Annotated in this window: 21 protein-coding genes and 2 pseudogenes; 17 read left to right on the top strand and 6 right to left on the bottom strand. The window is 59.2% G+C overall.

Annotation, left to right across the window (positions count from 1 at the left end; all coding sequences use genetic code 11):
• Positions 1–42: 42 nt before the first annotated feature.
• Both BLU25_RS09665 and BLU25_RS09660 read right to left on the bottom strand, forming a co-directional pair.
• Positions 43–609, bottom strand: a complete 567-nt coding sequence (locus tag BLU25_RS09665; protein WP_016781904.1) for a L,D-transpeptidase family protein — start codon at positions 607–609, stop codon at positions 43–45.
• Positions 610–644: 35 nt separating this feature from the next.
• The gene (locus tag BLU25_RS09660) at positions 645–1,202 is read right to left on the bottom strand and encodes an NUDIX hydrolase (RefSeq protein ID WP_016781905.1); all 558 of its coding nucleotides are present in this window, start codon (positions 1,200–1,202) and stop codon (positions 645–647) included.
• A gap of 146 nt (positions 1,203–1,348) precedes the next feature.
• Here BLU25_RS09660 and BLU25_RS09655 point away from each other — a divergent pair, with 146 nt between their 5' ends.
• The 5 genes from BLU25_RS09655 to purT all read left to right on the top strand — a co-directional run bounded on the left by BLU25_RS09655 (position 1,349) and on the right by purT (position 4,628).
• Positions 1,349–1,951: a CoA pyrophosphatase gene (locus BLU25_RS09655; protein WP_016781906.1), complete on the top strand. Its 603-nt coding sequence runs from the start codon at positions 1,349–1,351 to the stop codon at positions 1,949–1,951.
• 40 nt (positions 1,952–1,991) lie between these two features.
• Entirely contained in the window at positions 1,992–2,516 is a 525-nt protein-coding gene (locus BLU25_RS09650) for a gamma carbonic anhydrase family protein (protein ID WP_016781907.1), read from the top strand.
• On the top strand, positions 2,513–2,722 hold the full coding sequence (locus tag BLU25_RS09645; RefSeq protein ID WP_016781908.1) for a DUF1289 domain-containing protein: 210 nt from the start codon (positions 2,513–2,515) through the stop codon (positions 2,720–2,722). Before BLU25_RS09650 ends, BLU25_RS09645 begins: the two co-directional genes overlap by 4 nt.
• A 177-nt stretch (positions 2,723–2,899) precedes the next feature.
• Positions 2,900–3,361, top strand: coding sequence for a 7-cyano-7-deazaguanine/7-aminomethyl-7-deazaguanine transporter (locus tag BLU25_RS09640; RefSeq protein WP_016781909.1), 462 nt, complete (start codon positions 2,900–2,902; stop codon positions 3,359–3,361).
• An 85-nt stretch (positions 3,362–3,446) separates the two neighbouring features.
• The gene (gene purT / locus BLU25_RS09635; RefSeq protein ID WP_016781910.1) at positions 3,447–4,628 is read left to right on the top strand and encodes a formate-dependent phosphoribosylglycinamide formyltransferase; all 1,182 of its coding nucleotides are present in this window, start codon (positions 3,447–3,449) and stop codon (positions 4,626–4,628) included.
• A gap of 108 nt (positions 4,629–4,736) precedes the next feature.
• Here purT and BLU25_RS09630 read toward each other — a convergent pair whose 3' ends face one another.
• The 3 genes and pseudogenes from BLU25_RS09630 to BLU25_RS09620 all read right to left on the bottom strand — a co-directional run bounded on the left by BLU25_RS09630 (position 4,737) and on the right by BLU25_RS09620 (position 8,013).
• Positions 4,737–6,053, bottom strand: a complete 1,317-nt coding sequence (locus tag BLU25_RS09630) for an MFS transporter (RefSeq protein WP_016781911.1) — start codon at positions 6,051–6,053, stop codon at positions 4,737–4,739.
• 256 nt (positions 6,054–6,309) lie between these two features.
• Positions 6,310–7,011: pseudogene (locus BLU25_RS09625) on the bottom strand (transporter associated domain-containing protein); the annotation flags it as partial.
• A 189-nt stretch (positions 7,012–7,200) separates the two neighbouring features.
• A complete protein-coding gene (locus BLU25_RS09620) occupies positions 7,201–8,013 on the bottom strand; it encodes a cytochrome C assembly family protein (protein WP_016781913.1) in 813 nt (270 codons plus the stop codon).
• A gap of 208 nt (positions 8,014–8,221) precedes the next feature.
• On the opposite strand from BLU25_RS09620, the gene ffh reads away from it, so the two are divergent.
• The 6 genes from ffh (at position 8,222) to BLU25_RS09590 (ending at position 12,312) form a co-directional block, all read left to right on the top strand.
• Complete coding sequence (ffh, locus tag BLU25_RS09615) at positions 8,222–9,598, top strand: signal recognition particle protein (RefSeq protein ID WP_016781914.1); 1,377 nt, start codon at positions 8,222–8,224, stop codon at positions 9,596–9,598.
• A 249-nt stretch (positions 9,599–9,847) separates the two neighbouring features.
• The gene (rpsP, locus tag BLU25_RS09610) at positions 9,848–10,105 is read left to right on the top strand and encodes a 30S ribosomal protein S16 (protein ID WP_016781915.1); all 258 of its coding nucleotides are present in this window, start codon (positions 9,848–9,850) and stop codon (positions 10,103–10,105) included.
• Between the two features lie 5 nt (positions 10,106–10,110).
• On the top strand, positions 10,111–10,650 hold the full coding sequence (gene rimM, locus BLU25_RS09605; RefSeq protein WP_016781916.1) for a ribosome maturation factor RimM: 540 nt from the start codon (positions 10,111–10,113) through the stop codon (positions 10,648–10,650).
• A gap of 44 nt (positions 10,651–10,694) precedes the next feature.
• Entirely contained in the window at positions 10,695–11,405 is a 711-nt protein-coding gene (trmD, locus tag BLU25_RS09600; protein WP_228795904.1) for a tRNA (guanosine(37)-N1)-methyltransferase TrmD, read from the top strand.
• Between the two features lie 45 nt (positions 11,406–11,450).
• Entirely contained in the window at positions 11,451–11,801 is a 351-nt protein-coding gene (gene rplS, locus BLU25_RS09595; RefSeq protein WP_003440273.1) for a 50S ribosomal protein L19, read from the top strand.
• 97 nt (positions 11,802–11,898) lie between these two features.
• Positions 11,899–12,312 (top strand): acyl-CoA thioesterase, encoded by a 414-nt coding sequence (locus tag BLU25_RS09590; RefSeq protein ID WP_016781918.1) that lies wholly within the window; start codon positions 11,899–11,901, stop codon positions 12,310–12,312.
• A 157-nt stretch (positions 12,313–12,469) separates the two neighbouring features.
• Here the strand turns inward: BLU25_RS09590 and BLU25_RS09585 are convergent, their stop codons facing one another.
• Positions 12,470–14,269: a cation:proton antiporter gene (locus tag BLU25_RS09585; protein ID WP_083369618.1), complete on the bottom strand. Its 1,800-nt coding sequence runs from the start codon at positions 14,267–14,269 to the stop codon at positions 12,470–12,472.
• Positions 14,270–14,389: 120 nt separating this feature from the next.
• On the opposite strand from BLU25_RS09585, the gene xerD reads away from it, so the two are divergent.
• The 6 genes and pseudogenes from xerD to BLU25_RS09555 form a co-directional block, all read left to right on the top strand.
• The gene (gene xerD / locus BLU25_RS09580; RefSeq protein WP_016781920.1) at positions 14,390–15,286 is read left to right on the top strand and encodes a site-specific tyrosine recombinase XerD; all 897 of its coding nucleotides are present in this window, start codon (positions 14,390–14,392) and stop codon (positions 15,284–15,286) included.
• 136 nt (positions 15,287–15,422) lie between these two features.
• Positions 15,423–16,154, top strand: coding sequence for a DsbC family protein (locus tag BLU25_RS09575; RefSeq protein ID WP_016781921.1), 732 nt, complete (start codon positions 15,423–15,425; stop codon positions 16,152–16,154).
• A gap of 137 nt (positions 16,155–16,291) precedes the next feature.
• Positions 16,292–17,596, top strand: coding sequence for a homoserine dehydrogenase (locus BLU25_RS09570; protein WP_016781922.1), 1,305 nt, complete (start codon positions 16,292–16,294; stop codon positions 17,594–17,596).
• Between the two features lie 106 nt (positions 17,597–17,702).
• Entirely contained in the window at positions 17,703–19,112 is a 1,410-nt protein-coding gene (gene thrC / locus BLU25_RS09565) for a threonine synthase (protein ID WP_016781923.1), read from the top strand.
• Positions 19,113–19,232: 120 nt separating this feature from the next.
• Positions 19,233–21,359, top strand: a complete 2,127-nt coding sequence (locus BLU25_RS09560; protein ID WP_050901293.1) for a transporter substrate-binding domain-containing protein — start codon at positions 19,233–19,235, stop codon at positions 21,357–21,359.
• Positions 21,360–21,463: 104 nt separating this feature from the next.
• Positions 21,464–21,844, top strand: a pseudogene (locus tag BLU25_RS09555) (response regulator); the annotation flags it as partial.
• Positions 21,845–21,883: the final 39 nt, after the last annotated feature.

The following is a 21,883-nucleotide window of genomic DNA, read 5'->3' as shown; positions in this document are numbered from 1 at the left end:
GGTAACGGTCAGCGGGTTTTTTGTTGTTTGCGTGGTGCCTGGTTACGGGCGGATTTCAACCATGGTGCCGTCAGGAACCAGGTTCCAGACTTCGCGCATCTCGTGGTTTTTCATGGCGATGCAACCATCTGTCCAGTCCAGGGTATGGAACAGCTCTTCGGGGTTGTCTTCGCTGTCGGGCGTGCCGTGGATCATGATCATCGAGCCCGGGTTCAAGCCTTCACGTCGCGCCGTGGCCGCGTCGCTGATATTGGGGTAGTTGATATGCATGGCCAGGTTGAACTTGTCGCTTTTTTTGCGCCAGTCGACCCAGTAGATGCCCTCGGGGGTGCGCTTGTCGCCCTCGCGCATTTTCGGGCCCTTCGGCTGTTTGCCCAACGAAATGCGGTAGGTCTTGATGGGCTTGCCATTGCTGATCAGTTCCAGCTTGCGCGCCGACTTGATGACCAGCACCTTGTCGATGCTCTGCCCGGCACGCACCGGTTGCGACGACGGGGCTGGCTTGAGGACCTGGTTTTTATCAACGGGTTTGCCGTTTACGGTGATGACAACAGAAGCCTGGCAGGTAACGGCAAATGACAGACAGAGGGCAGCGAGCAACCAACGCATTAGAGGGGTATTCCTGAGGTACTAGGCAATCAGCATTATTGTTGGGGTTTGTTGAGGCTGGCCAGGGGTGGTACAGCCTCGCTGCGCACGGGGTAGATGGCGCCCGGGCGGTCAGCGAAAAAGCATTCTAAGGTACGGCTGACCGTGCGGAAAGCCAGCTCTGACCAAGGGATGTCGGCTTCTTCAAACAGGCGCACTTCCAGGCTCTCTTCACCGGCTGCGAAGTCCGGGCCCAGAAGGTCGGCGCGGTAGAATATATGCACCTGATTGATATGCGGCACATCGATCAAGGTGTAGATGGCCAGGTTCTCAACCACGGCACAGGCTTCTTCAAGGGTTTCGCGCCGGGCTGCGTTTTCGACGGTCTCGCCGTTCTCCATAAAGCCTGCGGGCAGGGTCCAGTAGCCTTTGCGCGGCTCGATGGCGCGGCGGCACAACAGCACCTGGGTACCCCACACGGGCACGCAACCAGCGACGATATTGGGGTTTTGATAATGAACGGTCTGGCAATGGTCGCAGACATACCGCAGGCGTGAATCGCCCAAGGGGACAAGCTGGCTGACGGTATGGCCGCACTGGCTGCAAAATTTCATGCTGGGGTCTCTGGCTCTGGTGCCTATCTTGGGGGGTGAAGCGGCCTGGCGGCAAGTGCGGCATGGCGGCCTGCGACACTGTAGGACTTGGGTGCCCGGTACGATTTGGTGCATGATGCCCGATAAGTGACGGATCGAGATGACCTATGCTGGACGAGCTGCTTGGCCGTGTGAGCCGCTATACCCCACGGACGTTGGAAACAGAACGGAATTTCCCGGAAGCTGCGGTGTTGTTGCCGGTGACCCGCAGTTCTGAGCCTGAACTGATTCTGACCCTGCGTGCCAGCGGGTTGTCGACCCACGGTGGTGAAGTGGCTTTTCCGGGCGGGCGCCGCGACCCGGAAGACCCCGACCTGGTGTTCACCGCCTTGCGTGAGGCCGAAGAAGAAATCGGCTTGCCGCCGGGGCTGGTCGAGGTGATCGGGCCGCTGAGCCCCTTGATCTCGTTGCACGGTATTCGCGTCACTCCTTATGTCGGTCTGGTCCCTGACTACGTTGAGTATCTGGCCAATGATGCCGAAATCGCCGCCGTGTTCAGCGTGCCGCTGGAGTTTTTCCGCCAGGACCCGCGCGAGCATACCCATCGCATCGACTACCAGGGCCGCAGCTGGTATGTGCCGAGCTACCGTTTTGGCGTTTACAAAATCTGGGGGCTGACGGCTATCATGATCGTGGAACTGATGAACCTGCTCTATGACGACGTCAATATCAACCTGCACACCCCGCCTGAACGTTCCATTCCAATCTAGAGCCGTCTGCAGACGGCCACGCCTGCCTTGAGGACATCCCATGAAATACCGTCTGGGCGACTCGCTCGTCGAAACCCACCCCGAAAGCTGGACCGCGCCCACGGCCACTCTGATTGGCAAGGTGCGGCTGGAGGAGGGCGCCAGTGTCTGGTTCAACGCCGTGTTGCGCGGTGACAACGAGCTGATCCTGATCGGCAAGCACAGCAATGTGCAAGATGGCGCGGTAATGCATACCGACATGGGCTACCCGCTGACCCTCGGCACCGGCGTGACCATTGGCCATAACGCCATGCTGCATGGCTGTACGGTGGGCGACTACAGCCTGATCGGGATCAATGCGGTCATCCTCAATGGCGCCAAAATTGGCAAGCACTGCATCATTGGCGCCAACTCGCTGATTGGCGAGGGCAAGGAAATCCCGGACGGTTCGCTGGTCATGGGCTCGCCGGGCAAGGTGGTGCGCGACCTCACGGATGAACAGAAAAAACTGCTGGAGGCCAGCGCGGCCCACTACGTCAAGAACGGCCAGCGTTATGCCCGTGAGCTTGAGGTGCAGGAGCAATGACAGAAGCAGAGCGCCCGGTCGCCTCGCCCTGTGTGAACATTTGCGCGCTGGACGACGATGACGTGTGCAGCGGTTGCCAGCGCACCGTGGCAGAAATTACCCGCTGGAGCCGCATGACCAACCCGGAACGTCGCGAAGTGCTGGTGTTGTGCCATGAACGGGCCAAGGCCAGTGGCGTGGTGTGGATGCTGGGTTCTGGTAGCTGACAACTCTTCTTTTTGGTGGGAGCGGGCTTGCCCGCGATGCAGGCGCCGCGGCCTGTGAGGCAAACTGCGCTGATGCCAACGCGAGCAAGCCCACTCCCACAGGGGAATGTCGCGGGTACAAAATCGACTGTGACTCAAGTACCCTGTGCGCCTTATTCAGAGGTGTCGCCCGCTGCCATGCTGTTTCTTCTCGCTTATATCGCCAGCGTCGTGCTGATCAACTTCGCGTTTTCCACGGCGCCGCACCTGGACATTATCTGGTCGGCCTGGGGTGGCCTGGTCTTTGTATTGCGCGACATGGTGCAAACCCGCTTCGGCCACGGCGCCCTGCTGGCCATGCTGGCGGCGCTGGTGCTGTCATACATCACCTCCGATCCTTCCATAGCCCTGGCCAGCGCCACGGCTTTCGCCGTTTCCGAGTGCATCGACTGGCTGGTGTTCAGCATCACCAAGCGACCACTGCATGACCGCCTGTGGATCAGTTCCGCGCTGAGCATCCCGATCGACACCTTTATCTTCTTCGGCATGATCGATGCGTTCACCCCTGGCGTGATCATTATCGCGATGGCGTCGAAATTCGCCGGTGTTACCTGCGTATGGCTGGCGATGGCCTGGCGTTTACGCAAAGCCGCGGTCTAGTCATGTAAAATGCCGGCCTTTGTATCCCCCTGCAGGCGCTGGCGTGGTCAGTGCCTTCGATGATTTGTTTCCTTGAGGACCTGAAATGACCCGTATCGGAACTCCACTGTCGCCCACTGCCACCCGCGTCATGTTGTGTGGCTGCGGTGAGCTGGGCAAAGAAGTTGTCATCGAATTGCAGCGCCTGGGGGTCGAAGTGATCGCTGTCGATCGCTATGCCAATGCACCCGCCATGCAGGTTGCTCACCGCAGCCATGTGATCAACATGCTCGATGGTGCCGCCCTGCGTGCCGTGATCGAAGCTGAAAAACCGCACTTTATCGTCCCGGAAATCGAAGCCATCGCCACCGCGACCCTGGTCGAGCTGGAAGCTGAAGGTTTTACCGTCATCCCGACTGCCCGCGCCACCTCGCTGACCATGAACCGCGAAGGCATTCGCCGTCTGGCCGCTGAAGAGCTGGACCTGCCGACTTCGCCGTACCACTTTGCCGACACCTTCGAAGACTACAGCGCTGCGGTGCTGGACCTGGGCTTCCCGTGTGTGGTCAAGCCGGTAATGAGTTCGTCGGGCAAGGGCCAGAGCCTGCTGCGCAGCGCCGATGATGTAAAAGCTGCGTGGGATTACGCGCAGGAAGGCGGCCGGGCGGGTAAAGGGCGGGTCATCGTTGAAGGCTTTATCGACTTTGACTACGAAATTACTCTGCTGACCGTGCGCCATGTGGGCGGCACCACGTTCTGTGCGCCGGTCGGTCACCGTCAGGAGAAGGGCGACTATCAGGAGTCCTGGCAGCCGCAGGCCATGAGCCCGATTGCGCTGGCCGAGTCCGAGCGTGTGGCCAGGGCGGTTACCGAGGCGCTGGGGGGGCGCGGCCTGTTTGGTGTAGAGCTGTTTATCAAGGGCGATCAGGTGTGGTTCAGTGAAGTGTCGCCGCGCCCCCATGATACCGGCCTGGTGACCCTGATTTCCCAGGACTTGTCGCAGTTTGCACTGCATGCACGGGCGATTCTGGGTTTGCCGATTCCGTTGATCCGCCAGTTCGGGCCATCGGCCTCGGCGGTAATTCTGGTGGAAGGGCAGTCGACCCAGACCGCGTTCGCCAACCTGGGTGCAGCCCTGAGCGAGCCGGACACGGCCTTGCGCCTGTTCGGCAAGCCAGAGGTGAACGGCCAGCGCCGTATGGGCGTAGCCCTGGCGCGTGACGAGTCGATCGAAGCCGCCCGCGCCAAAGCCACCCGTGCGGCCAAAGCGGTAGTTGTAGAGCTGTAAAAGCCCTTGTGGGAGCGGGCTTGCCCGCGATTCAAGCGACTGGGTACATCTGATGTACCGAGGCGTTGCAATCGCGGGCAAGCCCGCTCCCACAGGTTGAGTGTTTCTTTACGCGACCTTGTTCAGGTCAGCTTCTTTCGTTTCCTTCAGGCACAGCACGGCTATCAGGCTGAGAATCGCTGCGCCCGACACGTACCCGCCGACCCAGCTCAAGCCGCCCATGCTCACCAGCTTCTGGGCAAAGAACGGTGCCGCCGAGGCGCCGACAATCCCGCCCAGGTTGTAAGCCGCCGACGCACCGGTGTAGCGCACGCGGGTCGGGAACAGTTCCGGCAGCAGGGCGCCCATCGGGGCAAATGTCACCCCCATCAGAAACAGCTCAATGCACAGAAACAGCGCCACACCCCAGGTGGTGCCGTGGGTGAGCAGGGGTTCCATCAAAAAGCCGGACAAAATCGCCAGCACGCCGCCAACCACCAGCACCGGCTTGCGCCCATAACGGTCGCTGGCCCAGGCCGACAGCGGGGTGGCCGCCGCCATAAACAGCACGGCAAAACACAGCAGGCCGAGGAAGGTTTCGCGGGTATAGCCCAGCGTGGCAACGCCATAACTCAGGGAAAACACCGTCGAGATATAGAACAGCGCATAACACACCACCATCGACGCCGCGCCCAGCAGCATCGGCGCCCAGTACTGGCTGAACAACTCGACAATCGGCATTTTCACCCGTTCGTGTTGCGCCACGGCCTTGGCGAAGACCGGGGTCTCTTCCAGCTTCAAGCGTACATACAGGCCCACCATCACCAGTGCAGCGCTGAGCAGGAACGGAATGCGCCAGCCCCAGGAGCGGAACTGCTCATCGCTCAGGCTCATGGCCAAAATCAGAAACAGCCCGTTGGCCGCCAGAAAGCCGATCGAAGGCCCCAGTTGCGGAAACATGCCATACCAGGCGCGTTTGCCCTTGGGGGCGTTCTCGGTGGCCAGCAATGCCGCGCCGCCCCATTCCCCGCCCAGCCCCAGGCCCTGGCCGAAGCGCAGCACGCAGAGCAGGATCGGGGCCCAGGCGCCGATGGTGGCATAGCCCGGCAGCACGCCGATCAGCGTGGTACACACGCCCATCAATAGCAGGGAGGCCACCAGGGTGGACTTGCGCCCGATGCGGTCACCGAAGTGGCCAAACAGGAAGGAGCCCAGGGGGCGGGCGAGAAAGGCGATACCGAAGGTCAGAAAGGCCGACAGCATTTGTGCGGTGCCGGAGGTCTGCGGGAAAAATACCGGGCCGATGACCAGTGCTGCGGCGGTGGCATACACATAGAAGTCATAGAACTCGATGGCCGTGCCGATAAAGCTGGCCGTGGCTACGCGGGTCGCGGAGTTGACCGGTTTGTCGGGCGTAGCTTCGCTGTAGGTGGTGCTGGAGGTCATGCGTATATCCCTGACAGTTATGAGCTGTGGCCGATGCCTGCCCTTGCGGCGTGACATGGCGAGCAATTTTTATGGTCGTTGGCCCTGAGGGATAACAGGGTGCAAGCGCAGTTCAGGATGGGAACGTACGCAGGTACTGCGTAAAGCAACGCGCCGACAGCGCAGGGTGTGGGTAACACGCGGGTCGGCGAGGCTTGGGTAAGCGAGGAAGATTATAGGGAGGCCTGTTCAAATGTAACAAGACCTTGCGCGGCGATTAAACCGCGGGCTTGACGCTGTTGTGCCAGATCAGCACGCGGCTGACGCGGTTTTCTTCGGTCTGGAGGATCTCCAGGCGATAGCCACCGATTTTCAGGCATACAGTGGTTTCGGGGATGGTTTCCAGTGCTTCGGTGACCAGGCCGTTAAGGGTTTTGGGGCCGTCGCAGGGCAGGTGCCAGCCGAGGGCCTTGTTCAACTCGCGAATGGAGGCGGCCCCATCGACCACATAACGGCCGTCGGGCAGGGGGTCGATATGCGGGTTGTCGATGTTTTGCTCGTCTTCGAACTCGCCGACGATCTCTTCGAGGATGTCCTCAAGCGTCACGATACCGAGCACTTCGCCATATTCATCGACCACCACGCCCAGCCGGCGCTGCTGCTTGTGGAAGTTCAGCAGTTGCAATTGCAGCGGGGTGCTTTCGGGGATGAAGTAGGGTTCGTGACAAACGGCCAGCAATGCCTCTTTGGTCAGGCTGGCGTCGGGCAGCATGTGTTGGATGTGGCGGGTGTTGAGGATGGCTTCGACCTGGTTGATGTCGTTGTGAAACACCGGCAGGCGGGTACGCGTGGTCTGGCGCAGCTGTTCGATCAGCTCGTCGATCGGGTCGTCGAGGTTCAGGCCCTCGACTTCGCTACGCGGGATCAGGATGTCGTTGACCGTGATGTTGTCCAGCGCATGGATGCCGGACAGCAATGGCGGGCGGCTGCTGGATTGCTCGTCCTGCTGCTGGGGCAGTTCTTCGCGTGGCTGCAGGGCTTGCGCGCGCCTTGCGGCCGCGCCGCGCTTGCCCAGTACATAGCCGACAAGGATGCCGGCTCCAGCAATCAACAGTGCCGAGGCCGCCAGAATCGGCCCGGGGGGCAAGCTATCCATAATTATCGCCCGTCAGATATGCAGTATGTATTCACGAACCAGCTTGCTGCCAAAGTAGGCCAGCATCAGCAGGCAAAAACCGGCAAACGTCCAGCGGATGGCTTTGTGGCCGCGCCAGCCGAGGTGGTGACGGCCCCACAGCAACACGCTGAATACGATCCATGCCAGGCAGGCCAGCAGGGTTTTGTGCACCAGGTGCTGGGCGAACAGATTGCCCAGGAACAGCCAGCCGGAAATCAGCGACAGCGAAAGCAGCGACCAGCCAGCCCAGAGGAAGCCGAACAGCAGGCTTTCCATGGTTTGCAGCGGCGGGAAGTTCTTGATCAGGCCCTTGGGGTGCTTGTGCTTGAGCTGATAGTTCTGCAGCGACAGCAGCAGCGCCTGGAACACCGCAATGGTGAACATGCCATAGGCCAGGATCGACAGCAGGATATGCGCGAGAATGCCCGGCTCTTCATTAATGACCTGAACCGTGCCGGGTGGAGCGAATTCGGACATTAATACCGTCAACATGCCCAGCGGATATAAAAGCAGCAGCAGGTTCTCGACCGGGATGCGTGCGCAAGCAACCAGGGTCACGCTGATAACGGCCACGGCAATCAGGCTGGCCGCACTGAAAAAGTCCAGTTCGAGGCCGGCAGGCGTCATCAGGTGGGTAAACAGGCTGGCGGCGTGGGCGAGCACGGCAAGAATGCCGAGCGTCACCAACAGACGTTTGTTTGCCTTTGCGCCTTGGCGCAGACAAGAGCCCTGATAGAAGGTCGCAGCGGCATACAAGCAGGCGGCGGCGAGGCTGGGTAGCAAGCTGGGTGACAAGGGGAGCATAAATCCTGTTAGACAAGCCCGAAAGGACTGAGTTTGGCATACAACCGCCTGTACACGAAAGACCACATAAGCCGACGGCATGGTGTCGGAGGCGGCCAGTCTTCGCTATAATCCGCGACCTGCCCACGCCGCAGGCTCGCCGAGCATCAGTTTTACACGGGCTGGGCCGCAATAACCCCGGTCTACTTTGGGCCTGAAAGGATCGCGCATGTTTGAAAATTTAACCGATCGTCTCTCGCAGACGCTGCGCCATGTCACCGGCAAGGCCAAGCTGACCGAGGACAATATCAAAGACACCCTGCGTGAAGTGCGCATGGCGTTGCTGGAAGCCGACGTGGCGTTGCCGGTCGTCAAGGACTTCGTCAACGCGGTCAAAGAGCGCGCTGTAGGCACTGAAGTGTCCCGCAGCCTGACGCCGGGCCAGGCGTTTGTGAAGATCGTCCAGGCCGAGCTGGAAAGCCTGATGGGCGCTGCCAACGAGGACCTGGTCCTTAATGTCACGCCGCCAGCCGTTGTATTGATGGCCGGTTTGCAGGGTGCGGGTAAAACCACCACCGCCGGCAAGCTGGCGCGCTTCCTTAAAGAGCGCAAAAAGAAAACCGTGATGGTGGTCTCGGCCGACGTTTATCGTCCGGCAGCGATCAAGCAGCTCGAAACCCTGGCCAATGAGGTCGGGGTTACCTTCTTCCCGTCCGACCTGAGCCAGAAGCCGGTAGACATCGCTCGCGCAGCCATTGCTGAAGCGAAGCTGAAGTTCATCGACGTGGTTATCCTCGATACCGCAGGTCGCCTGCATATCGATGCCGAGATGATGGCCGAGATCCAGGAACTGCATGCGGCCGTCAAGCCTGCAGAAACCCTGTTTGTCGTGGATGCCATGACCGGCCAGGATGCGGCCAACACCGCCAAGGCGTTCGGTGATGCCCTGCCGCTGACCGGCGTGATCCTGACCAAGGTCGATGGTGATGCCCGTGGCGGTGCTGCGTTGTCCGTGCGTGCCATTACCGGCAAGCCGATCAAGTTCATCGGTATGGGCGAGAAGAGCGATGCGCTCGAGCCGTTCCACCCGGACCGTATCGCCTCGCGCATCCTCGGCATGGGCGACGTGCTCAGCCTGATCGAGCAGGCCGAACAGACCCTCGATAAAGACAAAGCCGACAAACTGGCGAAAAAGCTTAAAAAAGGCAAAGGCTTCGACCTCGAAGACTTCCGCGACCAGCTGCAACAGATGAAGAACATGGGCGGCCTTGGCGGCCTCATGGACAAACTGCCGAACATGGGTGGGGTCAATCTGGCGCAAATGGGCAATGCCCAGGGCGCAGCTGAAAAGCAGTTCAAGCAGATGGAAGCCATCATCAATTCCATGACCCCGGCCGAGCGCCGCGACCCTGAGCTGATCAGCGGTTCGCGCAAACGCCGGATTGCCATGGGTTCCGGCACTCAGGTGCAGGACATCGGTCGCTTGATCAAGCAGCACAAGCAGATGCAAAAGATGATGAAAAAGTTCTCCACCAAGGGTGGGATGGCCAAAATGATGCGCGGCATGGGCTCGATGATGCCCGGCGGCGGCATGCCAAAAATGTAATTTACCCGCCCGCACGCTTGCGTGCGGGCAACTCGCAGCAATGCGAGACACCCGGCAAACCCGCACTGTGCGGGAGCTGACCTGTCACCATTCGTGGTGACCTAGTTGCAAGTCTGTACGGCATGCCGATAGGCGCCAGAAAAAGACATTTGCAAAAGTCCGGATATTCCTTAGAATATGCGGCCTTTCGGGCACCTATGCCCGCTGTGCCTTTAGATTTGCAGCACCGACTACAGGAACGATGTTCACATGCTAACAATCCGTCTTGCCCTTGGCGGCTCCAAAAAGCGCCCGTTTTACCACTTGACCGTTACCGACAGCCGTAACCCACGTGACGGTTCCCACAAGGAACAAATTGGTTTCTTCAATCCGGTTGCCCGTGGTCAGGAAATCCGTTTCTCCGTTAAAGAAGACCGCCTCGCCTACTGGCTGAGCGTTGGTGCTCAACTGTCTGAGCGTGTTGCTCAGCTGGTTAAAGAGAACGAAAAAGCTAAGGTTGCGGCCTGAGCAATATGAGCGTGACGCCTGAAACTGCTGATGATTTGATCGTTATCGGCAAAATCTACTCAATTCACGGCGTGCGCGGCGAAGTGAAGGTTTATTCCTTTGCGGATCCAATTGATAACCTGTTGGACTACAAAAAACTGACGCTTCGGCGCGGTAATGATGTACGACAGGTAGAGCTGGTCAGTGGCCGTTCTCATAACGGCAAGTTTCTGGTTGTAAAGCTCAAGGGTCTCGATGACCGTGATGAAGCTGGTCTTCTTCGTGAATTCGAAATCTGCGTGCCGCGTAACCTGTTTCCTGAACTGACCGACGGCGAGTACTACTGGTACCAGCTGCAGGGACTGAAAGTGACCAACCTTGAAGGGCAATTGCTCGGCAAGATTGTTGACCTGATGGAAACTGGCTCGAACGATGTCATGGAAGTCAAACCTTGCCCAGGTAGCCTGGATGATCGCGATCGCTTGTTGCCCTATACAGAGCAATGCGTGTTGAGCGTCGACCTTGCCGCTGGCGAGATGAAGGTGGATTGGGATGCGGACTTCTAAGCGTGGCTAAATTGCGCGTAGAAGTGATCAGTTTGTTTCCCGAAATGTTTTCCGCCATCAGCGACTACGGCATCACTAGTCGTGCGGTGAAACAAGGGCTCTTGCAGCTGACTTGTTGGAACCCGCGAGACTACACAACGGATCGACATCACACTGTGGATGATCGCCCATTTGGCGGTGGTCCGGGCATGGTGATGAAGATCAAACCTCTGGAAGATGCACTGGTTCAGGCCAGGGAAGCAGCCGGAGAGGCGGCGAAGGTGATTTACCTGTCGCCCCAAGGCCGTCAACTGAATCAGTCGGCGGTACGCGAACTGGCGAATGAGGAAGCATTAATCCTTATTGCAGGTCGTTATGAAGGCATTGACGAGCGTTTTATAGACGCTTATGTCGATGAAGAGTGGTCGATTGGTGACTATGTACTCTCTGGTGGCGAGCTGCCGGCGATGGTTCTGATTGATGCGGTTACACGACTGCTGCCTGGAGCTTTAGGGCATGCGGACTCCGCGGAGGAAGATTCCTTCACGGATGGTTTGCTGGATTGCCCGCACTACACCCGACCGGAGGTGTATGCGGATCAGCGTGTTCCCGACGTATTGCTTAGTGGCAATCATGCACACATCCGGCGTTGGCGTTTACAGCAGTCCCTTGGGCGGACCTTTGAACGACGCGCCGATCTTCTGGAAAGCCGCTCGCTTTCTGGAGAAGAGAAGAAGCTGCTCGAGGAATACATCCGCGAGCGGGACGATAGTTAACAACGTATCGATGGTAGATCAGTTGATCTACCTTAGGAGCACAGCATGACTAACAAAATCATCCTTGCACTCGAAGCAGAGCAGATGACTAAAGAGATCCCTCCTTTTGCCCCGGGCGACACCATTGTCGTTCAGGTGAAAGTGAAGGAAGGCGATCGTTCGCGTCTGCAAGCTTTCGAAGGTGTAGTGATTGCCAAGCGTAACCGTGGCGTGAACAGTGCTTTCACTGTTCGTAAAATCTCCAACGGTGTTGGCGTAGAGCGTACTTTCCAGACCTACAGCCCGCAAATCGACAGCATGGCTGTTAAGCGTCGCGGTGACGTGCGTAAAGCCAAGCTGTACTACCTGCGCGACCTGTCGGGTAAAGCAGCTCGCATCAAGGAAAAACTGGCTTAAGTCCAGCTTCCCGATGCAGAAAAAAGCAGCCTTCGGGCTGCTTTTTTGTTGCCTGAGATTTGTCAGACCTTTGTCCAGTTGTAGGTAGTTAGTAAGCATGAATTCGCGTGAGCAAGAGATTCAACGCCGTACAGACCTGTCCGTTACACGCATCACCAAAGCGGTATTTCCTTCGACCACCAATCACCACAACACCCTGTTTGGCGGTACTGCGCTGGCGTGGATGGACGAAGTGTCGTTTATTGCCGCAACGCGTTTTTGCCGTCTGCCGTTGGTGACGGTGTCCACGGACCGTATTGATTTCAACCACCCGATTGCCGCTGGCTGCATTGTTGAACTGGTGGGGCGTGTGGTTAAAGTTGGCAACACCAGCCTCAAGGTTGAAGTTGAGGTGTATGTCGAAAGCATGAGTTGCGACAGCCGTGAGCTGGCGATCCAGGGCGTGTTCAGTTTTGTTGCCATCGACGAAGACAAGCGCCCGGTGCCGGTGTTGCCGGGCTTTGCCCCGTAATTACCCGAGAACCTTGTAGCAGCTGCCGAAGGAACGAGGCTGCGTTCGGCGGCGCAGCCGCCGTGAAATCAAACACTGCGGTGTGTCAGTCAAACACGAAAACTCAGGGTTTACGACTGCTGCGCAGTCGAACGCAGCCTCGTTCCTTCGGCAGCTGCTACGGGGTTTGTCTGATCAACGCCAGCAACGTCCACCCGCTGCCTGGTTTCAAATCGCTGTCAGGTGTCACCACATGCACCCAGCCACTGTTGTCGCGGGCGAACAGCAGGGTGAGACGCTTGCCGTGCAGGGCCAGGTAGTCTTCCCAGGTGAAGTTGTCGGTCAGGTTGGTGCTGTACAGCTCGGCTCCCTGGCTCAATTCACTGGCCAGCTGGCCGTAAGTCAGCGCCGGATTGCCCAGTGCCTGCCCGCGGTATTCATGGCTGGCACGGTGCTTGTCGGTGCGGCGGATCTCCTGGCCATTGGTCAAGGCAAACAGGCGCTGTGGCCCGAACTCATGATGAAAGCGTGCCGCCGCCAGGGTGTTCAGCTCGCCAGAAGGTGACAGCGCGAGCAAGTACCCCAGGCCCACCAGATCAAGATGGCTTTCGGCGTGCTCCGAGGCCGGATTGCCAAAGTAAGTGGGCAGGTTTTCCATACGCGCTGCGCGAATATTCTCCCAGTTGGAGTCGGTCAGCAGCACGCGGCTACCGAGTTGTTGCAGGGCTTTGCCAATGAGCCGGGCAGGGCCATTGGCGCCGACGATCAAAAAGCCGCTGGGCGCGGGCTCTGCCACCTTGAGCAAGCGTGCCAGGGGGCGTGCCGTAGCGCTTTGCAACACCACGGTGCCAATGATCACCGCAAAGGTCAGGGGTACCAGCAGCAGGGCGCCCTGATGGCCTGCTTCATCCAGGCGGATCGCGAAAATTGCTGAAACGGCTGCCGCGACGATCCCGCGCGGGGCAATCCAGGCCAGCAAGGCCCGCTCGCGCCAGTTCAGTTTCGAGCCAAAGGTCGAGAGCACCACGTTCAGCGGCCGGGCAATGAACTGAATGACCAGCAGCAACACCAGCACCACGGGGCCCAGGCCGATCATCGCGTTCAAGTCCAGGCGCGCTGCGAGGAGGATAAACAGCCCCGAGATCAGGAAGATGCTCAGGTTTTCCTTGAAGTGCAGGATGTTGCGCACATCCACGCCTTTCATATTGGCCATCCACATGCCCATCAGCGTGACCGCCAGCAGGCCGGACTCATGCATCACCGTATTGGCGCCGATAAACACGGCCAGCACCGCCGCCAGCGTGGCCAGGCTGTGCAGGTACTCTGGCAGCCACTGGTGGCGTACGATCTGCCCCATGATCCAGCCGCCCACGATGCCAAACAGGCTGCCGCATACAATCACCCCGGCGAAGGTCAGCAGGCTGTGGCTCAGGCCCTCGCCAGTGGCGCTGGCGATAATAAAGCTGTAGACCACCACCGCGAGCAGCGCACCAATCGGGTCGATCACGATGCCTTCCCAGCGCAGGATATTGGCAATCGACGCCTTGGGCCGCACCACGCGCAGCATCGGTACAATCACCGTAGGCCCGGTGACCAGGGTCAGGGTGCCGAACAGCAGCGCCAGCAGCCAGTCAAAACCCAGCAGCCAATGGGTGGCGAGGGTGATCACCGCCCAGGTCGAGAGCGCGCCGATGGTCACCAGGCGATGCACCACAGTGCCGATTTCGCGCCACTCCGACAGGTGCAGGGTCAGGCTGCCTTCAAACAGAATCAATGCCACCGCCAGGGAAACCAGCGGCATCAGCAGGGGGCCGAACAGCTCCTGCGGGTCCAGCCAGCCCAGCACGGGGCCGACCAGGATCCCGCTCAACAGCAAAAACAGGATGGCCGGCAGCTTCAGGCGCCAGGCCAGCCATTGGGAACCCAGGGCTGCGATGCCGATGCCGCCGAAAGACAGCAGAATCTGTTGTTCGGTCATAAGGTCATCCTGTGAAAACTTGGGGTTTATGGCATCCGCCAGCCATGAAAGACTAGCGCTCACTTTTGCAGTTCACTTTTTATTTGTGCGCAGCCTTCGGCCTGTGCGTTTCGAGAGCCAATGCCCGCTATAGACGACCCACTTATCGACCGTTTCCTGGATGCCCTGTGGCTGGAAAAGGGCCTGTCGGACAACACCCGCAACGCGTATCGCAGTGACCTGGCCTTGTTCAATGGCTGGTTGCAGGAGCGCGATATCGCCCTGGCCAGTGCCGGGCGCGAGTTGATCCTCGATCATCTGGCCTGGCGGCTGGAGCAGGGCTACAAGCCACGCTCAACGGCGCGTTTTCTCTCAGGTGCGCGTGGCTTCTACCGCTATCTGCTGCGAGAAAAGCTGATTGCCATCGACCCTACCTTGCAGGTCGATATGCCGCAGTTGGGCAGGCCATTGCCTAAGTCCCTGTCGGAAGCGGACGTTGAGGCATTGCTCGCTGCCCCCGACTTGAGTGAGGCCATCGGCCAGCGTGATCGGGCCATGCTCGAAGTGCTGTATGCCTGCGGCCTGCGGGTAACCGAGCTGATCAGTCTGACCCTGGAACAGGTCAACCTGCGCCAGGGCGTTTTGCGGGTGATGGGCAAGGGCAGCAAGGAGCGTCTGGTGCCGATGGGGGAGGAGGCCATCGTGCGGGTTGAACGCTACATGCGCGATGCCCGTCACGAGTTGCTCGGCGGTCGCCCCAGTGATGTGCTGTTCCCCAGCCTGCGCGGGGAGCAAATGACCCGCCAGACCTTCTGGCACCGCATCAAGCATCAGGCCAGGGTGGCCGGGATCGACAAGTCGCTGTCGCCACACACCCTGCGCCATGCCTTCGCCACCCATTTGCTCAACCACGGCGCCGATTTGCGTGTGGTGCAAATGCTGCTGGGCCACAGCGACCTGTCGACGACGCAGATTTACACCCACGTTGCCCGTGCCCGCCTGCAGGACCTGCATGCCCTCCATCACCCGCGTGGCTAGGTGTCTTGCGTCAGTCAGGGTCGGCCATGCAGGCCATCTGTGGTAGGCTTTGCCGGTTTAGAAAGCGCGCCGCCCAAACCCGCTGTTTCAGGACGGGTATCGGGGTTGGCCGCTTTGCCCGTCTTCAGGAGTTCCCATGCGTGTGATCCAGATTTTTGCCGCCGCAGCCATTGCGTTGGTCAGCACCTTCTCGTTCGCCGATACCGGCGCCGAACAAGCCATCCGCAAGAGCCTCGAAACCCTGCAGCTGGATGTGCCGGTCGAGAGCATCAGTGCCAGCCCGTTGGCCGGCCTGTATGAAGTCAAGCTCAAGGGCAGCCGCGTGCTGTATGCCAGCGCCGATGGCCAGTTCATCGTCCAGGGCTATATGTTCCAGCTCAAGGACGGCAAGCCGGTCAACCTGACCGAGCAGGCCGAGCGCGTTGGTGTGGCCAAGTTGATCAATGGTATCCCGGTGGCAGAAACCGTCGTTTACCCTGCCATCGGCGAAACCAAGTCGCATATCACGGTCTTTACCGATACAACGTGCCCGTATTGCCACAAGCTGCACGCCGAAGTCCCGCAACTGAACAAAATGGGCATTGAAGTGCGCTATGTAGCGTTCCCGCGTCAGGGCCTCGGTTCGCCGGGTGACCAGCAGTTGCAGGCGGTGTGGTGCTCTAAGGACAAAAAAGCGGCGATGGACAAGATGACTGATGGCAAAACGGTCGAGGCGCCAAAATGCGCCAACCCGGTTGCCAAGCAGTTCGCCATGGGCCAGTCCATCGGCGTCAATGGCACGCCAGCCATCGTTTTGGCTGACGGTCAGGTGATTCCGGGTTATCAGCCTGCTGCGCAGGTTGGCAAGCTGGCACTGAGTGTTAAATAATCCAGCGTCGTCACGCTAAGCCTGTGACGATCATGGCGGGGCGCTTCAGCTGCCCGGCCATTCATTAGAGAACCGTGGCAATCCACGGTTGTTTTCCACGGCCGACCTTGAGTCGGCCGTTTTATGGGGAGTTCAGCGTGAATCCGGTCAAAGTAGGTATCTGTGGGCTCGGGACCGTCGGTGGCGGCACCTTTAACGTACTAAAGCGTAACGCCGAGGAAATTGCCCGCCGTGCAGGGCGTGGTATCCAGGTTGCGCAAATTGCAATGCGTACGCCAAACCCTCAGTGCGACATTACCGGTACCCCCATTACCAACGATGTATTCGCTGTTGCGACCAACCCTGAAATCGACATCGTTATCGAGCTGATCGGCGGTTACACCATCGCCCGCGAGCTGGTGCTCAAAGCCATCGAAAACGGCAAGCACGTCGTGACCGCGAACAAGGCACTGATTGCCGTTCACGGTAACGAAATCTTCGCCAAGGCCCAGGAAAAGGGCGTGATCGTTGCGTTCGAAGCGGCCGTTGCAGGCGGCATCCCGGTGATCAAAGCGATCCGTGAAGGCCTCTCGGCCAACCGCATCAACTGGGTGGCGGGTATTATCAACGGCACCGGTAACTTCATCCTCACCGAAATGCGCGAAAAAGGCCGCACGTTCGAAGACGTGCTGGCTGAAGCGCAAGCGCTGGGTTATGCCGAAGCCGACCCGACCTTCGACGTCGAAGGCATTGATGCGGCGCACAAACTGACCATTCTGGCGTCGATTGCCTTCGGTATCCCGCTGCAATTCGACAAGGCCTACACCGAAGGCATCACCAAGCTGACAACCGCTGATGTGAATTACGCAGAAGCGCTGGGCTATCGCATCAAGCATCTGGGTGTTGCACGCAGCACGGCCAACGGCATCGAGCTACGGGTCCACCCGACGCTGATCCCGGCTGACCGCCTGATTGCCAACGTCAATGGCGTGATGAACGCCGTGATGGTCAACGGCGATGCTGCCGGTTCGACCCTGTTCTACGGCGCCGGCGCCGGCATGGAGCCAACGGCTTCGTCAGTGGTTGCCGACCTGGTGGACGTGGTGCGTGCCATGACCAGCGACCCGGAAAACCGCGTACCGCACCTGGCTTTCCAGCCGGATCTGCTGTCCGATCACCCTATCCTGCCGATCGAAGCGTGCGAAAGTGCCTACTACCTGCGTATCCAGGCCAAGGACCACCCGGGCGTGCTGGCACAAGTGGCGAGCATCCTGTCCGAGCGCGGCATCAACATCGAATCGATCATGCAGAAAGAAGTCGAGGAGCATGACGGCCTGGTGCCGATGATCCTGCTGACCCACCGCGTGATCGAGCAGCACATCAACGATGCCATCGCTGCGCTTGAAGCGCTGCAAGGCGTTGTGGGCCCGGTTGTTCGCATCCGCGTTGAGCATCTTAATTAATCAAGAGCTGCAAGCTACAAGCTACAAGCGGCAAGCAAGAGCCAGATTGCATTTTTCTTGCCGCTGTAGCTAAACCGCTTGCCGCTCGAACCGAAGGTTTGAACCCATGCGCTATATCAGTACCCGTGGCCAGGCACCGGCCCTGAATTTTGAAGATGTGTTGCTGGCCGGTCTGGCCAGTGATGGCGGTTTGTATGTGCCGGAAAACCTGCCGCGCTTTACCCAGGAAGAAATCGCTTCCTGGGCCGGTTTGCCTTACCACGAGCTGGCCTTCCGGGTGATGCGTCCGTTCGTGACCGGCAGCATTCCGGATGCCGACTTCAAAAAGATTCTCGAAGAAACCTACGGCGCGTTTTCCCACGCCGCTGTAGCGCCGCTGCGTCAGCTCAACGGCAACGAGTGGGTGCTGGAGCTGTTCCACGGCCCGACCCTGGCGTTCAAGGACTTTGCCCTGCAACTGCTCGGCCGCTTGCTCGACTATGTACTGGCAAAACGCGGCGAGCGTGTAGTGATCGTCGGCGCCACCTCCGGGGATACTGGTTCGGCGGCGATCGAAGGTTGCAAGCACTGCGAAAACGTCGATATTTTCATCCTGCACCCCAACAACCGGGTGTCGGAAGTACAGCGTCGGCAGATGACCACGCTGTTCGGTGACAACATCCATAACATCGCCATCGAAGGCAACTTCGATGACTGCCAGGAAATGGTCAAGGCCAGCTTCGCTGACCAGGGTTTCCTCAAGGGCACCCGCCTGGTGGCCGTGAACTCGATCAACTGGGCGCGGATCATGGCTCAGATCGTTTACTACTTCCACGCCTCCCTGCAACTGGGCGGGCCGCACCGTTCCGTGTCGTTCTCGGTGCCTACCGGCAACTTCGGCGATATCTTCGCCGGTTACCTGGCGCGCAACATGGGCCTGCCGATCAATCAACTGATCGTGGCCACCAACCGCAATGACATCCTGCACCGCTTCATGAGCGGCAACCAGTATGCCAAGGACACCCTGCACGCGACCCTGTCGCCGTCGATGGACATCATGGTGTCGTCCAACTTTGAACGCCTGCTGTTCGACCTGCACGGTCGCAATGGCGCCGCTGTTGCGGGCCTGATGGATGCCTTCAAGCAAACCGGCAACTTCAGCGTTGAAGAAGACCGCTGGACCGAAGCACGCCGTCTGTTTGACTCGCTGGCAGTGGATGACGAACAAACCTGCGAAACCATCGCTCAGGTGTTTGCTGAAACCGGCGAAGTCCTCGATCCGCACACGGCCATCGGTGTGCATGCAGCGCGTGAATGCCGTCGCAGCCTGGATATTCCGATGGTGATCCTGGGCACGGCGCACCCGGTGAAGTTCCCGGATGCGGTTGAAAAAGCTGGCGTAGGTAAAGCGCTGGAGCTGCCGTCACACCTTTCTGACTTGTTTGAGCGAGAAGAGCGCTACACCGTGTTGGCCAATGACCTCAAGGCTGTACAAGCCTTTGTCAGCCAGCATGGCAACCGTGGCAAGCCGCTCTGAAGGCATTTGTCTTACGCGTTTTGAAGCCCGTCATCTGACGGGCTTTTTTATTGGTGCATGGCAAACTCGCCTGGTTTTCGCCCCTCGTATGCTGGCGAATACCCGGTCAAGGATGCTGTCATGTCATGTATTCACCAGGCATTTCAAACATGGATGCGCATAGTGCTGGCTATGGGCATGTTCAGTCTTGCCCAGCCGGTCATCGGCGAACCGGGCATACCCTTCAGGCTTTCGAGCAGCGCTGTCGAGCCCGTGCCAATGCAGCTGGACGCCGCCGACCGGCAATGGCTGGCCAGCCAGGGCACCTTGCGGATCGGTATCGCCACCGTTGATTACGAACCTGTCGACATCATCACCGACCGCAACAACTACCAAGGCCTGAGTGCCGATTACTTGAGCATCCTGCGCGACAAGCTGGGGGTGCCCGTTGAGGTCCTGGGCTACAGGACGCGGGAGCAGGCGGTTGCCCGGCTACTGGCCGGCGAAGTCGATATCCTGACCAGCGCCAGCGGATTCGAGCGTGGTATCGAAGGCGTTGTTCTGTCCCAGGAGTACATGGCCGACCGCCTGGTTGTGGTTTGCCGTACCGATGATGAAGGGCCGGTCGGCAACTGGGTCGGCAAAAAAATCGGCTTTATGGCCGGATACGTCGATTTTCATACAGCCCAGGCGTTTTACCCGAGCAGTGAGATCGTCATCATTGCCGATCTGCACAATGCAATGGACGCGCTGACCGAGGGCGATATCGATGCCTTTATCGGCAATGAACTGATCGTGCAGTCATTCAAAAGCTTTCGTCCGCACTCGGGGCTGCGCATTGTCGGTGACAGTGCCTTGCCCGCATTCGGCTTTGCTTTTGCCACGCGTCATTCCAGCTCCAGGCTGGCGTCACTGATCGATCGCGCACTTGAAAGCCTCGATGAGCGTGCAACGCGCATGGTGCTTTCGCGCTGGACCAGCGGGCTGGAAGGCAGCATTGCGCAGCAGCGCATCGATCTGCTGCCCACCGAACGGGAGTGGATCCAGCGCAATCCGGTTGTGACCCTGGCCACCCAGCAGTTTCCCCTTTACGGCTTCAGGACCGGCGACGGCCGCTGGGCGGGCCTGAGCATTGACATTCTGGCGCGCATTTCTCGCATGACCGGCCTGCAATTTGTTCATAAAGAGGCGTTTTCAACCGTGCAAATCCTCGACATGCTCAAAAGCGGCGAGGCGCAAATGAACTCAAGCCTCTCCAGAAGCCGTGAGCGCAAGGCCTTCCTGAACTTCACCCACTCATACGGCGGGGCACCCTGGGTGTTTGTAGTGCGCGTCAATGATTCCCGGCTGGGCTCGCTGAGCCAGCTTGCCGGCAAGGTCCTGGTGCTGCCGGCCAGGCATGCCCTTGAAGACTACATTCGGCGTGAATACCCCGCAGTCACCCTGCGTCTGGTTGAGACCTATGCCCAGGCCCGTCACGCGGTGGCCAATGGCGATGCGGATGCGACGATCCAGACCGAAACGCAGGCCTATCTGTATCCGCCGGGGCGGTTGAAAGTCGGGCGCAGTGTTGAAGGGCAATGGGCGGCCGCCACTTTTTCGGTACCAGCCCGCTACCCGGAGCTGTTCAGCATCATGAACAAGGCCCTGGAGGCCATCCCAGTGGCCGATATCCGCGCGCTGCGCACCACATGGCTGGGTGGGGCTGGCCAGCCGCTGATTATCGAGGGTGGCCTGTACCACTCGCCGGGGCTGTGGTGGGCGATTGCGGGCTTGTGCTCGGTCGGGCTTATGTCACTTTTCTACAACGGTTTTTTGCGCAGGCAACTGGGGGCCGGGCGCGAGTACGAGCTGAGCCTCATAGAACAATTGAAGCTCAGCCACCGCTTTCTGGATGGCATCCCCAGCCCGATTTTTGTGGTTGGCCTGGAGGGCCAGTTGATTACCTGTAATCAAAGCTATGAGGAACGCTTGTCGGTCCGCCTGGGGCAAATTTGCGGGTTGAAGGTGACAGAAGTGGATTTGTTTTCCCAGGAGCTGGCCGAAAAATTTCAGCGCGAAATCTTGAACATGATTCAAAGCCGTAAACCGTGCTACCAAAAGCGTTGGGTGGAGTTTAAAACCGGCGGGATGGAAATCTATCAGTGGGCCGCGCCGTTCTACTCGGAAACCGGCCGTATGGAGGGGCTGGTAGGGGGCTGGTTTGACAAGTCAGAAGCCAGGAAATGGGAGTCACGGGGCATTTTAGGCGGTGAAAATCGCTTGTAGCGCATTCCCACGCCAATTGCGGAATTGTCCTATGTTATGCGGCTGTTGAGCCTACTAAGGTTTACCACCTCTGTAACATCAGGTTTATGCCCTGAAGGCCCATGATGCGACCGTTGAAAGTATTGATTCTTGAAGACAACCCATTTCAATTGATGGTGTTGCATCAAATGTTGAATGCATTCCGTATTTTTGACGTGTTGACCGCCGAAAGCGTGGATTCTGCCCGCCATTCGCTGCTCAATCGCGGGGCTATTGATGTGGCTATTTGCGATCTGTACATGGAGGGGCCTTCAGGGCTGCAGCTTATCCGCGAGCTGGCGCTCAAGCGTGATGCCACGGCGTTGATCATCTCGAGTGCGGCTGCGCCCCATGTGATCGAAATGGCGGCCCGCATGGCCCGTCGGCACGGGCTTGAGGTGCTGGGGTGCCTGCCCAAACCGGTGACAGTGGCCGGGTTGGGGCAGTTGCTGGATCTTTATCGACAGTCACACCGGTGTACAGGGGAGAGCGGCACAAATTAATTG

This window comes from Pseudomonas fragi (genome assembly GCF_900105835.1).
GTDB classification, from domain to species: Bacteria; Pseudomonadota; Gammaproteobacteria; order Pseudomonadales; family Pseudomonadaceae; genus Aquipseudomonas; species Aquipseudomonas fragi.
The sequence above is the reverse complement of the archived record's forward strand: the minus strand, read 5'-3'. Positions and strand labels throughout refer to the sequence as shown.